Annotated in this window: 9 protein-coding genes; all 9 read right to left on the bottom strand. The window is 74.1% G+C overall.

The genetic code is table 11. From position 1 onward, the window contains the following. Nucleotides 1-265 precede the first annotated feature (265 nt). Complete coding sequence (locus ACZ7DL_RS09045; protein ID WP_470772648.1) at nucleotides 266-2,008, bottom strand: pyruvate dehydrogenase; 1,743 nt, start codon at nucleotides 2,006-2,008, stop codon at nucleotides 266-268. Between the two features lie 66 nt (nucleotides 2,009-2,074). Continuing rightward, the gene (locus tag ACZ7DL_RS09040) at nucleotides 2,075-3,787 is read right to left on the bottom strand and encodes a protein phosphatase 2C domain-containing protein (protein ID WP_470772646.1); all 1,713 of its coding nucleotides are present in this window, start codon (nucleotides 3,785-3,787) and stop codon (nucleotides 2,075-2,077) included. A gap of 604 nt (nucleotides 3,788-4,391) precedes the next feature. Beyond that, complete coding sequence (locus tag ACZ7DL_RS09035; protein WP_470772645.1) at nucleotides 4,392-5,630, bottom strand: SGNH/GDSL hydrolase family protein; 1,239 nt, start codon at nucleotides 5,628-5,630, stop codon at nucleotides 4,392-4,394. A 370-nt stretch (nucleotides 5,631-6,000) separates the two neighbouring features. Then, a complete protein-coding gene (locus ACZ7DL_RS09030) occupies nucleotides 6,001-6,489 on the bottom strand; it encodes a methylated-DNA--[protein]-cysteine S-methyltransferase (RefSeq protein WP_470772644.1) in 489 nt (162 codons plus the stop codon). Beyond that, nucleotides 6,486-7,934 carry a bifunctional transcriptional activator/DNA repair enzyme AdaA gene (locus ACZ7DL_RS09025; protein WP_470772643.1) on the bottom strand — a complete coding sequence of 483 codons (1,449 nt, stop codon included), beginning with the start codon at nucleotides 7,932-7,934 and terminating at the stop codon, nucleotides 6,486-6,488. The genes ACZ7DL_RS09030 and ACZ7DL_RS09025 overlap by 4 nt, the downstream gene beginning before the upstream one ends. A 55-nt stretch (nucleotides 7,935-7,989) precedes the next feature. Next, a complete protein-coding gene (gene rsgA / locus ACZ7DL_RS09020) occupies nucleotides 7,990-9,084 on the bottom strand; it encodes a ribosome small subunit-dependent GTPase A (protein ID WP_470772642.1) in 1,095 nt (364 codons plus the stop codon). Nucleotides 9,085-9,361: 277 nt separating this feature from the next. Beyond that, nucleotides 9,362-10,843: a cellulose binding domain-containing protein gene (locus ACZ7DL_RS09015; RefSeq protein WP_470772641.1), complete on the bottom strand. Its 1,482-nt coding sequence runs from the start codon at nucleotides 10,841-10,843 to the stop codon at nucleotides 9,362-9,364. A gap of 235 nt (nucleotides 10,844-11,078) precedes the next feature. Continuing rightward, nucleotides 11,079-12,437 carry a radical SAM protein gene (locus tag ACZ7DL_RS09010; RefSeq protein ID WP_470772640.1) on the bottom strand — a complete coding sequence of 453 codons (1,359 nt, stop codon included), beginning with the start codon at nucleotides 12,435-12,437 and terminating at the stop codon, nucleotides 11,079-11,081. A 58-nt stretch (nucleotides 12,438-12,495) separates the two neighbouring features. Continuing rightward, nucleotides 12,496-13,170: a pyridoxamine 5'-phosphate oxidase family protein gene (locus ACZ7DL_RS09005; RefSeq protein ID WP_470772639.1), complete on the bottom strand. Its 675-nt coding sequence runs from the start codon at nucleotides 13,168-13,170 to the stop codon at nucleotides 12,496-12,498. Nucleotides 13,171-13,230: the final 60 nt, after the last annotated feature.

Genomic DNA, 13,230 nt, shown 5'->3' with positions numbered 1-13,230 from the left:
ATGACCGGCGGTTCGGCCATGTCCGCGGCGCGCCCCGGTCGGGCCGCGGGTGCCGCCGTGGTCGCGTCCCGGGCTTCCCGCACGCCGCTGGACGCCACGGACGCCCCGCGACGCCGGCCCGGTTCCCTCCGGCACCGGCGGTCGACTCGCCGTCACGCTTGGTGAAAGTGGCCGAAATCCGCTCCCCTGCCGCCCGCTGGGCCCTGTCGTCACGCTCCCGTCGTCCGCCCGAAGGGCGGGGCAGGCGGGAGTATGCCGACAGGGCCTAGGGACGCGGCACGTTGCGCAGGTTGGAGCGGGCCATCTGGAGCATCCGGCCGACCCCGCCGTCCAGCACGATCTTGGATGCGGACAGGGCGAACCCGGTGACCATCTCGGCGCTGATCCTCGGCGGGATCGACAGGGCGTTGGGGTCGGTGACGATGTCCACCAGCGCGGGCCCCTTGTGCCGGAAGGCGTCCTTGAGCGCCCCGACGAGCTGCTTGGGCTTCTCCACCCGCACGCCGTGGGCACCGCATGCCCGGGCGACGGCGGCGAAGTCGGGGTTGGTGTTGGCGGTGCCGTACGAGGGCAGGCCCGCGACCAGCATCTCCAGCTCGACCATGCCGAGCGAGGAGTTGTTGAACAGCACCACCTTGACCGGCAGGTCGTACTGCACGAGCGTCAGGAAGTCGCCCATCAGCATGGAGAACCCACCGTCACCGGACATGGAGACCACCTGCCGGCCGCGGTCGGTGAACTGCGCGCCGATCGCCATCGGCAGCGCGTTCGCCATCGACCCGTGGGAGAACGAACCGATGATCCTGCGGCGGCCGTTGGGCGAGAGGTACCGGGCGGCCCACACATTGCACATCCCGGTGTCCACCGTGAACACGGCATCGTCGTCGGCGACCTCGTCGAGCACGGCGGCCACGTACTCGGGGTGGATCGGGATGTGCTTGTCGACCTTCCGGGTGTACGCCTTGACCACGCCCTCCAGCGCGTCCGCGTGTTTCTTCAGCATCCGGTCGAGGAAGCGCCGGTTGGTCTTCTCCTTGACGCGCGGGATCAGACAGCGCAGCGTCTCGCGCGCATCGCCCCACACGGCGAGGTCGAGCCGGGAGCGGCGGCCGAGCACCTCGGGCCGTACGTCGATCTGGGCGATCTTCACGTCGTCGGGCAGGAAGGCGTTGTACGGGAAGTCGGTGCCGAGCAGGATCAGCAGATCGCACTCGTGGGTGGCCTCGTAGGCGGCGCCGTAGCCGAGCAGCCCGCTCATGCCGACGTCGAACTTGTTGTCGTACTGGATGAATTCCTTACCGCGCAGGGCGTGGCCCACGGGGGACTTGATCTTCTCCGCGAACTCCATCACCTCGGCATGGGCGCCGGCCGTGCCGCTGCCGCAGAACAGGGTGACCTTGCCGGCCGTGTCGATCATCTCCACGAGCTTGTCGATCTCTGCGTCGCCGGGCCGGACGGTGGGCCGTGAGGTGACCAGGGCGCTCTGCGCGGCCTTCTCGGGGGCCGGTTCCGCGGCGATGTCGCCGGGCAGCGACACCACGCTCACCCCGCTCCGGCCGACCGCGTGCTGGATGGCGGTCTGGAGCAGCCGGGGCATCTGCTGCGGGCTGGAGATCAGCTCGCAGTAGTGACTGCACTCCTGGAACAGCCGGTCCGGGTGGGTCTCCTGGAAGTAGCCGAGGCCGATCTCGCTCGACGGGATGTGCGAGGCGAGGGCGAGGACCGGGGCCATGGAGCGGTGGGCGTCGTACAGGCCGTTGATCAGGTGCAGGTTGCCCGGGCCGCAGGAGCCGGCACACGCGGCCAGCCGCCCGGTGATCTGGGCCTCGGCACCGGCCGCGAAGGCGGCGGTCTCCTCGTGGCGTACGTGGATCCAGTCGATGGCGGCGTTGCGGCGGACGGCGTCCACGATCGGGTTGAGGCTGTCGCCGACGACACCGTAGAGGCGGCGCACTCCGGCACGGACGAGGATGTCGACGAACTGCTCGGCGACGCTCTGTTTGGCCATGGCCCGTCTGCCCCTTCGCTGTCCCGGGATAGGTCCTCCCGTTCCATCAATCCACAGGGACCGCGGTTACGCCTCCCACACGGCCGCCGCCGTACGGTCGTCGGCGTAGCCCTTCACCCGCACCTGGGCGTCGGCGAGGAAGGCGGCGAGGCCGGGCGGGGTGCGGCCGGACCAGCGGCGGGCCAGGTAGGCGCAGAGGGCGGGCTCGCCGCGCAGCGGGTCGGCCAGGCCGGCCGTGCACATCACCAGGGCATCACCCGGCCGGGCTACCGAGGCGCGGAACCGGAACGGAGCGCGGGGCGGTTCCGGGACTCTTTCCGGGGCCGGCTCGAACGGGCTCGGCGGGGTCGGGATGCCGAGGTCCATGGTCAGCCGGTCGCCCGCGGGCGTCTGCTCCGGCGGCGAGCCGAAGCCGACGACCGGGCCGCCGGAGGTGCCGCCGGGTGTCACGTGCGGCTCGATGTCCTGCCAGGCGCCGTCCCGCAGCCGGAACAGCCCGCCGTCGCCGACGCCGAAGAACACGCGCGTACGGCAGTCCGGGTCGGCGGGCAGCAGCAGACAGCGCAGGCTCGCCGTGTACTCCTCGGGGTCGACGCCCTGTTCGACGGCGCTCGCCCGGAGCCTGCCGAGGCTGCGGTCCGTGAGCCGGTGCAGTCCCGACTTCAGATCGCCGCGCCGGGCCGCCCGGATGTCCTCCACGAGCCGCTGATGGCTGCGGCCCACGGCCTGCCCGATCCACCGGCACGCCTCGGCGGCCGCCAGGTGCGCACCCGGTGTGGCCCGCGCGCCGGTCGCCATCGCGACGAGCACCAGCGCCTGCTCCCCCGCCCCGAACCGCGCGGTGAGCAGCGAGTCCCGGCGCGGCTCGCCCCGGTAGCGGGCCGAGTCCCCGCGCAGCGACACGGCCCGCAGCGTGCACGCCCCGTACCGGGCGCCGTCCAGCACGGTGTCCGCGACCAGCTCGGCCAGCCCGTCCGGGTCGGCGAGCGGAAGAGTGGTGGGCTCCGGGTCGTAGGTGGGAGGACCGGAGCCGACGTAGTCGACGCAGTCGGGGGCCGGCTCCGGGGAGAGGCGGGGGGCGCGGGCGGGGGCAGCGGGATCCCGGGGGGCCGGTCCGCCGGGTACGGGCGGCTCGGTGACGTCCGGGGGCGCTGTGGGGGCCGGGGATACCGGGGATGCTGGGGGTGCCGGGGGTGGTGCCGGGGCTGCCGGGACCTTCGGCGACTGGTCGGGCGGAAGACGGTGGGCGGGCCCAGTGGGCTCGGTGAGCGCAGTGGGCTCGGCGGGTGGAGCGGGCTCGGTGAGTGGAGCCATGTGGGCCGGCGGGGTGGGCTCGGCGGGTGGAGCCATGTCGGTCGGCGGAGTGGGCTCGGCGGGCAGAACGGTGTCGGCCGGCGGAATGGGCTCGGCCGCCGGAGCCGGGTCTGCCGGCGGGACCGGCGCGGTCCGCTGCGTCGGCACCGTCGGCATCGCGGGAGCCGGTCGCGCGGGCGCCCGTTGCCCGGCAGCCGCCTCCGCGCGAGCCACGTTCCTGGGAGCCCCCTCCGCAGGAGTCGCATCCACGGGTGACGCATCCCGAGGTGACGCATCCGGAGGTGCGGCCGGGGCCCGGTCCGGCGGGGCCGGCGGTCGCCCTGCCACCGCGTTCCGCGCCGAGGCGAAGCGGTCGTCCAGAGAATCGGGCGCTGCCGTGGGACCCGTGTCCTGGGTGGAGTCGTCGTACAACTGCCCCCACCAGTCGTCCTCGGGACGAGCGGGTCTTCCCCCCTGCTGGCTCATGCCCCTGATTGTCCACCGCACGGGCCGTATGAAAACGGGGCATCGGGAAAATCCGGCGCACGCGGCCCCGTCGAAACGGCGTGTCGAGTGAGTGACTGAACAGCCGTACGAGAAGCGGTTGATGGTCGCCGGGCGGCCCCACCCCCCACGGGAGGACCGCCCGGCGACGTCCGAAGTGGCCCGGCCCCCGATCCCTTTCATGTGCGCGCACACGTCCGGGCCCGGGCCACGGCTCGCGGTGACCGGGCCGCGACGGGCGGCACCGGTCGGACGGCCGGAGTATGGCTGGTTTCCCTGGGACACGGCCGTGAACCCTGTACTCGGCCACGCGTCCCTCGGTGCCGCCCCCTTGGCAGAGTCACCACCGGTACGGCGATGATGTGCGGCGGCGGGTTCGCGCCGTGGCCGGTTTCCGCCAGGCCGCACCGCTTGAGGTCGGCCGGGGCAGAGGGAAAGATCCCCGCTGACCTGTGTCTCTTCCCTTCTTCGGCACTCTGGGCAGAGGGGAGTGTGGGAACTCCTGCTGGTCGGCGCGGTGATCGCGCTGGGACTGTGCGGAGTGCTGCTGCTGCCCGGATGCCCGGATGCCCGGGTGCGGAGTTGTTCAGTCGCCCGCTGGTCGCGGGGGCCTGGCCGGGTGCGGTGCTGTGGGGGTGAGCGGTCGGCGGGTCAGGGAGCGGCGGACCGTGTCGGCCACGGCGGCCATGCCGGTGTCGTTGAAGTGCAGATGGTCGCCGGGGTCGTAGGCGGGCAGGATGCGGGTGGGGTCGGCCGGGTCGCGGACGGTGGCGTCGGCGTCGGCGACCGCGTCGAAGGCGCCGCCGGAGCGGATGAAGGCGTTCACCCGCTGCCGTACCGCCTCGCGGGCGGCGCTCCAGGCGGGGTAGCCGCCGTACGGGGTGAGGGTGACGCCGACGACCCGGATGCCGCGGGCGTGGGCGCGGGCCACGAGGGTGCGGTAGGCGTCCGCGTAGGCGGTGACATCGCTCGCCTCCGGGGTGCCCTTGATGTCGTTGATGCCCTCGAAGACGACCAGGGCCCGTACCCCGGCCCGGTCCAGGGCGTCGGCGTCCAGCCGGGCGAGGGCGCTCGGTCCGGTGCCGTCGCGCAGCAGGCGGTTGCCGGCGACACCGGCGTTGAGGACGCCGAGCCGGTACCAGCGCAGCCGCCGGGCGAGCCGGTCGGGCCAGCGGCGGTTGGTGTCGGGGGTGGAGCCGTTGCCGTCGGTGAGCGAGTCCCCGAACGCGACGACGCTGCCGGCGGCGATCCCCCGGACGTCGACGCCGACGACGTAGTACCAGCGGCTGGTCGTCGCCGTGTACGCGGTGCCGTCCTCGTCGTCGGCCCGGCCGGCCCCGGCCCGGGCCAGGTAGCTGGTCTGCAGCGCGGTGCGGTGGTAGGTGGCGGGCCCGGAGTCGCCCGGGGTGTACACGGTGACGAGCAGGTCGGCGGCGGCCGGCACGGGCAGCGGCACCGGGTCGGTGACCACGTCCGCGCCGGGCGGGACGGTCACCTCCGCGGCGCCGTGGAAGGTGGCGGTGCGCAGGGTGCCGGGTACGGCGCCGGGGCCGGACGCGCGGCGCCGCGCGACGGTGACCGCGCCGAGGTGCAGGGGCTTGGAGCCGAGCCGGTTGCTGAGCCGGACGCGGACGGCGATGCCGCCGATGCTGAGGTGGACGACGTTGCGGACGGCGACGCCGGGGAGCGCGGCGGCGGCACCGGAGGGCGCGGTCTCCCAGCTGCCGGTCCAGGGCAGCGGGGCCGGCCTGGCGACGGCCGGTGCGGTGAGGGCCGGCAGCAGCGCCGGCAGAAGGACCGCGAGAACCCGTACGACCGTGGCCATGTGTGTCCGCCCTTCCCCACGCGGCTCGTCGGAGGTGACCGTGCCACACGGCCGGGCCGCGCCGCCGCAACATCGACGGCGGTCCACCCGCTCGGCGCAACGGGCGGAGGGCGGGGGGCCGTAGGGCGAGAGCCGGTGTGCGGGGCGGGCGGGAGGCGGTGTGCGGGGCGGGCGGGAGGCGGGGGCGGGGCGGGCTCGAGGCGGGGGCGGCGGGGGCGGCGGGGAGCGGCCCTCCCGGCGGCGGCCCCCGGCGGGCGGCCCGGCCTCAGCCGGACGGCGCGACCTCGGACAGGCCCTCGGGCAGAGGCGCGACCCGAACAGGCCCTCGGCCAAGAGCGCGACCCCGAACAGGCCCTCGGGCGGGGGCGCGTCAGTGGAGTGCGCCCTCGAGGGTGAGCAGCCGGACCTTGCGCTCAAGTCCCCCCGCGTATCCGGTCATCGCCCCGTTGGCGCCGATCACGCGGTGGCAAGGCCGCACGATCAGCAGCGGGTTGGCGCCGATCGCGCCGCCGACCGCGCGAACGGCCGCGCGGGCCGCGCCGATCCGGGCGGCGATCTCGCCGTACGTGGCGGTGACGCCGTACGGCACCTCGTCAAGGGCGGCCCACACCCGCTGCCGGAACTCGGTGCCGGCCGGGCGCAACGGCAACCGGAATTCCTTGAGTTCGCCGGCGAAGTAGGCGGCGAGCTGGTCGGCGGCGGCGCGGAACGGACCCGGGTCGTGCCGCCAGCCGTCCTGGACGGTCCGCCCGCCCTTCTGTCCGGGCACGGAGAGCGAGGTGAGCGCCCCGTCCGGGTCGGCGGTGAGCAGCAGCGGCCCGACGGGGGCGTCCAGGCGGGTGTAGTACACGGTGGTCATCGGCTCAACTCTCCTGCCACGCGCAGATGCTGGACGGCGTACGACCGCCAGGGCCGCCAGGTGTCGGGGAGGTCGGCGCCGGGCGGGGCGACGTCCGGGTCGCCGAGGGCGCGGACGCGGACGGTGGCGACGGTGGCCGGGTCCATGCCGGGCAGGGCGAGCAGGGCCTGCTCGGTGTCGTGCCGGTCGGCGCCCGCGTCCAGCCGTACCGTGCCGTCGGCGAGGGCGGCGGCGAGCGCGCCCAGCGGGCCGTCGGGCTCGGCCTCGGCGAGGGCGGCGGGCTCCGGGAAGAGGTGGGTGAGGCTGCCGTGGGGCGCGTCGAGCACCTTGCCGTACCGGTGCACCAGCCGCTCGGCGCCCTCGCGTCCCACCAGGGCGTGTACGGCGGGCTCCAGCGGGTCGACGGCACCGGGCGAGCGCAGCCCGGGCCGGGCGGCGACCAGCGGGGCGAGCCGGGGGTCGGCGCCGAGCCGCTCGTCGACGGCGTACGGGTCGGCATCGAGGTCGAACAGCCGGCGCAGCCGCTGCACGGCGGTGCTGAGGTCCCGGGGGTCGGTGAGGTGCAGCCGGGCGTCGAGCCAGCCGCCCGGGTGGGTGCCGGTGCCGGCCCGCGGGCAGCGGGCGCGTTCCTGGACGGCGGCGAGCGCGGTGCCGTACGGCAGCCGCAGGGTGCGCCGGTAGGTGCGGGCGCCGGGGGTGCCGGTCACCTCTTCGACCCCCGGTACGGCCTCCCGCGCGAGCTGGTCGAAGAGGGGGCCGGCCTGGTAGGGGCCGCGGTGGGCGAGCCGGAGCGGGATGCCGGTGCCGGGCGCGGCCCGGCGGGCGGGCCGGCCCTGGGGGGCGGCGGCGCGTACCTCGGTCGGGGTCGCCGCGTACACCTCCCGGACGGTGTCGTTGAACTGCCGCACGCTGGCGAAGCCGGACGCGAACGCGATCTCGGTGACCGGCAGGTCGGTGGTCTGGAGCAGGACGCGCGCGGTGTGCGCCCGCTGGGCCCGGGCGAGTGCCACGGGCCCGGCGCCCAGCTCGGTGGTGAGCTGCCGCTGTACCTGCCGGGCGCTGTAGCCGAGCCGTGCGGCGAGCCCGGCGACGCCCTCGCGGTCCACGACGCCGTCGGCGATCAGCCGCATGGCCCGGCCGACGACGTCCGCGCGGACGTTCCACTCCGCGGAGCCCGGCACGGCGTCCGGCCGGCACCGCCGGCAGGCCCGGAAGCCGGAGCCCTGCGCGGCGGCGGCCGTCGCGAAGAACCGCACGTTGTGCCGTTTCGGTGTCACGGCCGGGCAGCTCGGGCGGCAGTAGATCCCGGTGGTCTCGACGGCGAAGAAGAACACGCCGTCGAACCGCCCGTCCCGGCTGCGCACCGCCTCGTACCTGCTGTCTTCGTCCTGCACGTGTTCCAGTGTGGGGCGGGGGCGAGACAGGGGCCAGCGGGAATCGGACATGACGGTTCCGCGCCGTGGGCGACGGCCCCGCGCCCCCGGGGTGCCGCCGGGTGCCCTACTTCCAGCGCCCCCGCTTGGCCTCCATCGCCGCCTTGCCCTCGGCTCCCTTCCGCTTCCAGTCCCGCCGGAGCTCCGCACGGACCCTGGCGTCGGTCTTGGCCACGATCCACTGGTTCTCCCGCATCAGCTTCCGGTAGCTCTCCAGCCGCCGTTCCGGAAGCTCCCCGCTCTCCAGGGCGGAGCGCACCGCGCACCCCGGCTCCGTCTCGTGGGCGCAGTCGTGGAACCGGCAGTGCTCGGCCAGTTCCTCGATCTCGGGAAACACCTGCCCGACCCCGCCCTCGGCGTCGAACAGGCCGACGCCGCGCAGCCCCGGGGTGTCGATCAGCACGCCGCCGGAGGGCAGGGGCAGCAGGTTGCGGGTGGTCGTGGTGTGCCGGCCCTTGCCGTCCACGTCCCTCGCCGCCTGGACGTCCATGACGTCCGCGCCGACGAGCGCGTTGGCGAGGGTGGACTTGCCCGCGCCGGACTGGCCGAGCAGCACGCTCGTCCCCGAGCCGACGAGCGCGACGAGCACGTCGAGTCCGTCGCCGTACAGGGCGCTGACGGTGAGCACGGGCACGCCGGGCGCGGTCGTCTCGACGTCCTGGACGAGGTGGGCCAGGGTGGCCGGGTCCGGCACGAGGTCGGCCTTGGTGAGGACGACGACGGGCTGGGCTCCGGACTCCCAGGCGAGGGCGAGGAAGCGTTCGACGCGGCCGAGGTCGAGTTCCACGGCCAGGGACACGGCGATGACGGCGTGGTCGACGTTGGCGGCGAGGATCTGCCCCTCGGACCGCTTGGAGGAGGTGGAGCGGACGAAGGCGGTGCGGCGCGGCAGATACGCGCGGACGTAGCGGGGGTTGCCGCCGGGTTCGACGACGACCCAGTCGCCGGTGCACACGACCCGCATCGGGTCGTGCGGGGTGACGAAGGCGGTGTCGGCGCGGACGACTCCGTCCGGGGTGACGACGTCGCACTGGCCGCGGTCGACCCGGACGACCCGGCCGGGCAACAGCCCGTCGGCCGCGTACGGTGCGAACGCGTCGGCCCAGGTCTCGTCCCAGCCGTAGGGAGCGAGCGCGGTGGACACAGCAGAGGTGGAAGTCAAGGGAGACCCTTCACAAGGGTGGCCCCGGGCGGGCGCGTCGGTGCGCGGTCGGTTCAGCCGGTGGCCACGGAGGTGGACTTGATGAGTTCCTGGATGAGGGCAGCGCTCAGCACAGTGACAGCCATCGGTCGACACCTCCTCGTCCTCTACTCGCGCTTCCGCACACCACCTCGGCGTGCTGGGCAACTGTATCCCGGGGCCCGGGCCGTGCGTCAAAGCATTTTCCGCGGGGTCGTCCCTCCCGTCCGCGCGGCCGGCAGACTTCCCTCGAACGGCCTCAACCGACTGTGCACGCGGCCCCGTTGAGCATGAAGCCGGAGGGCGTCCGGTTCTGGTCCCGCCAGGTGCCGATGAAACCGAAGGACAGGGTGCCGTGCGCGGCGACGGTCCTGTTGTAGCCGGCGTCCCCGGCCGTGACGCGGGCCCCGTCCTGCCGCACCCGGGCGTCCCACATCTGGCCGACCTGCTGGCCGTCTCGGAAGGCCCAGGACACCTGCCAGCCGGTGAGGGCCTGGTCGGTGGTGACGGTGACGGTGGCCTGGAAGCCCTCGGGCCACTGGTTGACCAGGTCGTAGGCGACCCGGCAGGTGGCCGGCCGGGTGGTGGTGGGGCTGCTCGTGGGGTCGGCGCGGTGGGGGGCGGAGGAGGTGCCCTGGGGTTCGGGGTCGGGGTCGCGGTCGGTCCGCCGCCGGGCGATCGTGCCCGTGCTGCCGGTCGCGGAGGGCGGGGCGGCGGGTGAGCCCGGCGCGGTGGAGCGGGGCGTGGTGCGGGGGATGCCCGGGTCGGCGACCGGCTGCCGGTCGTCGTGGGCGGCGGCGGTGTCCTCGCCGGAGCCGAACGGCATCATCGACACACCGAGCGCCAGCGCCGACAGCAGGACCGCGGCGGCGAGCAGTCCGCCGCGCAGGACGCGGCTGCGGCCCGTGCCGTCCTCCGGCTCGGCGGTGCCGGCGTCGGGGCGGCCCGCGCCGAGGCGGACCTCGGTGGCGCGCCTGCGGCGCTCCAGGTAGGCGAGACCGCCCCAGCCGATCACCCCGCCGGCCAGCGCGGCGGGCAGTCCGCCGCCGTGCAGACGCAGGCAGGCGGCGGCCTCGGCGCAGCGCACACAGGTCGCGAGGTGCCGGGAGAGGTCGCCGGGGGTCTCGGCGGCGGCCGAGCGGGTGACCGCGTCCAGCAGGCGGGCGTAGCTGCGGCACTCCGCGTCCATCGGGGAGTCGAGATGGGCGCGGTGGCAGCGGTCCCGGAACAGGGTGCGGACCTGGTCGAGTTCGTCGGCGACGGCGTCCGGGGCCAGGCCGAGCCGGCGGGCCACGGTGGGCAACGGCAGCGCCTCCACCTCGGCCAGCCACAGCAGGGCGGCGTCCGCCTCCTGCATGTCCCGCAGGCCGCGCAGGGCGACCGGGCGGCACAGCGGAGGCCCGGAGAACCGGGCGGCGCTCTCGGAGTTGAGCCACAGCCTCAGGTCGGGGTCGAGTTTGTGCCCCTGTCCGCCGGCCTCCCAGCCGGCTGCGGTGGTGCGTACGGCGGTGAGCAGCGTCGGGATGGTCGGCAGCCGTGCGGTACGGCGGCCGGGGCCCCGCACGTGGGCGCTCGCCGCCGCGCGCACCTCGCGCATGCCGAGCGTGAACGCCTCGGTGGCCAGTTGATGGGCCGTCAGGGACCCGGAGGTGCACAGGTCCGCGTACGAGAGCACCGCGTCCCAGCACTCCGAGAACAGCGCGGTCTCGGTGTCGTCCTGGGGGGTCGGCAGGTCGGGCATGGGACTCCTGCATCCACGAGCGAGGTGAACTCACCAAAGGAGAAAGGGAGTTGCGGAAACCTCACGGCAGGGCACAGAGCCTTTCACGTCGGCGACACAACTGACAAGCGGCCTGTTCACATCCGGTCACCGACGGTGTCGGCGCGGATGCGCGTCGCGACGAGCCTCAACTCCGGCCTCTGATACGGACGCGGACGCGGTTCGGCTCACCGCCGGGCCGGCCCCCCGGGCCGGGTCAGACCGACACCTGCGCCGACTCCTCGGCCGGGCCCTCCTCCGAGTCGTTGGCGGGGAGGCTGTCCATGAAGGAGCTGACGGAGAACACGGCGCGGCCGGGTCCGGGCGGGCCGTAGCCGGGCGGGGAGGAGAGGCCGAAGTCGTCCATCGTCTGCCGGTAGGCCTGAAGCAGCCGGATGTGGTACTCCAGCGGCGCGCCCTGCGGGTTGGCCTTGCCGAGCGGGGTGGTGGGCTCCGGGCACCAGGTGGTGAAGCGGGGCGTGATGCCGTGCGACATGAAGAAGCGCAGCCCCTCGGTGGTGGAGTCGATGGCCTCGTCGACGCTGGTGAAGCCGAACGGCTCGGCCATCTCCACGCCCGCCACGAAGTTGGGGATCACGTTGCGCGCGCCGAACACCTCGGTGGAGTCCAGGATCCGGCGGTGCCACTCGTCCCGGCCGACGTACCGCTCCTTGCCGGGGCAGTACAGCTCGAACAGCCGGCGGTCCCACACCTCGAAGTTGGGGTGGTAGATCTGCACGCCGTAGTCCTTGAACCGCTGCACGTCCGCCTTCGGCAGCGCCTGCGCCACCACCTTGCCGATCCAGCGGCCCGGGAAGCGCTCCTCGATGGCCTTGGCGTAGTGGCCGTAGAAGTCGGCCTCGTCACGGCCCGCCACCTTGGAGGTGATCGCGCCGCCGGTGAGGGTGTAGGCGGTGGACGCCTTCTGGGTGTCGTAGCGGTCGATGATCTCCAGCGCCTCCAGGACCTCCTCGACGTCCTTGACGCCGGTGTACGGCCGGCCGGCGGCCTTGTGCTGGCGCCAGTTGTGGTTGATGTCGCAGTACTGGCACTCCTCCTTGGCGCCGAAGTACTGGCAGACCCGGAAGACGGTCAGGTAGATCAGATAGCCCCACTGGATGGTCGGCGCGACCTCCATCACGGACTTCCCGTTGGAGAGCGTGTGCCGGTAGTACTCGGGCATCGGCGGCACCCCGACATCGGCGATGCGCTTGCCGTCCAGGTACAGGCCGAGCAGCCCCTCCTCGTCGGCGGCGACCCGGTAGGGCGAGGCGGGGTTCACCCGTACGGAGACGACCGTACGCCTCAGGTCGTACGGGCCGCCCGTCAGGATGATCTCCTCCGGCGGCCGGCGCAGTGCGGCCTCGCCCAGTTCGGGCAGGGTGCCGTGGTCGAAGGAGAAGATGAAGTACGACTTCGGTTTGACGTCCCCGGCCGCCTCGTTGGCGGTATCGCTGAGCGCGGACCGGTCGAAGGCGACACCGCCCCGGAGCAGGTCCTCCTTGAAGACGGCCTCCCGCGGCACGTGCGGGAAGCGCTCCATCAGATCCTCGACCAGCGCGGTACGACTGCCCATCCGTCTGTCTCCTCCCGGTTCAGGCGTACGGCTCTCACCGTATGCCCCCGCCACCGGCTCACCCCTGCCGGGTCCCCGCGCGACGCGCGATGTGTTCCGGTACGGCGGTCCCCGGCCGCAGCGCCGGGTCCGGGACCGGCGCGCCCCAGGTCTGGGTGAGCGGCAGGACACCGGCCCACAGCCCGAGTTCCGCGTCGGGTCCGTCGCCGTCGTCCGGTGCGCCGGTGCGGATCTTGACGGAGGCCTCGTGCAGGGAGACTGCGAGGAGGGTGGTGGCGGCCAGTTCCCTGCGGTTCGGGCGGCGGGCGTACGTCCACTGGCCCGGGGCGGAGTGCTCGGTCAGCCGGCGCAGGCCCGCCAGCTTCTCCTCCGGGTCGGTCACCTTGCGGGCGGTGCCGTGGATCACGGCGCTGCGATAGTTCACGCCGTGCTCGAACACGGACCGGGCGAGCACGAGCCCGTCCACATGCGTGACCGTCACACACACGGGGGTGTCTGCGGCGAGGCTGCGGCTGGCCACCGAACCGTGCAGGTACAGCCACCGCTCGTCCCGCCCGTAGACGGTGGGCACGACCACCGGGCGCCCGTCGGTCACGACACCCAGGTGACAGACGAACCCCGCGTCGAGGATCGCCTCGAGGTCGGCCCGCTCCAGGCTGCCCTGCTCGCGCAGCCGGCGGTGACGGGTGCGGTCGGTGACGGGCAGGGCCCGAGGCAGCGGTTCCGAGGTCATGCTCGCACGCTACCGATAACGCGTTCCGGAGGCCATAGAAATACGAATCAAGTGGGTAGA

This window comes from Streptomyces sp. NPDC036984 (assembly GCF_055607665.1).
The sequence above is the reverse complement of the archived record's forward strand: the minus strand, read 5'-3'. Positions and strand labels throughout refer to the sequence as shown.

What these genes read in the sequence shown, in the direction of transcription:
- ACZ7DL_RS09045 (WP_470772648.1), bottom strand. Translation starts at nt 2,008, where the DNA reads ATGGCCAAACAGAGCGTCGCCGAGCAGTTCGTCGACATCCTCGTCCGT.
- ACZ7DL_RS09015 (WP_470772641.1), bottom strand. Translation starts at nt 10,843, where the DNA reads ATGCCCGACCTGCCGACCCCCCAGGACGACACCGAGACCGCGCTGTTC.
- ACZ7DL_RS09035 (WP_470772645.1), bottom strand. Translation starts at nt 5,630, where the DNA reads ATGGCCACGGTCGTACGGGTTCTCGCGGTCCTTCTGCCGGCGCTGCTG.
- ACZ7DL_RS09040 (WP_470772646.1), bottom strand. Translation starts at nt 3,787, where the DNA reads ATGAGCCAGCAGGGGGGAAGACCCGCTCGTCCCGAGGACGACTGGTGG.
- ACZ7DL_RS09010 (WP_470772640.1), bottom strand. Translation starts at nt 12,437, where the DNA reads ATGGGCAGTCGTACCGCGCTGGTCGAGGATCTGATGGAGCGCTTCCCG.
- ACZ7DL_RS09005 (WP_470772639.1), bottom strand. Translation starts at nt 13,170, where the DNA reads ATGACCTCGGAACCGCTGCCTCGGGCCCTGCCCGTCACCGACCGCACC.
- ACZ7DL_RS09025 (WP_470772643.1), bottom strand. Translation starts at nt 7,934, where the DNA reads ATGTCCGATTCCCGCTGGCCCCTGTCTCGCCCCCGCCCCACACTGGAA.
- ACZ7DL_RS09030 (WP_470772644.1), bottom strand. Translation starts at nt 6,489, where the DNA reads ATGACCACCGTGTACTACACCCGCCTGGACGCCCCCGTCGGGCCGCTG.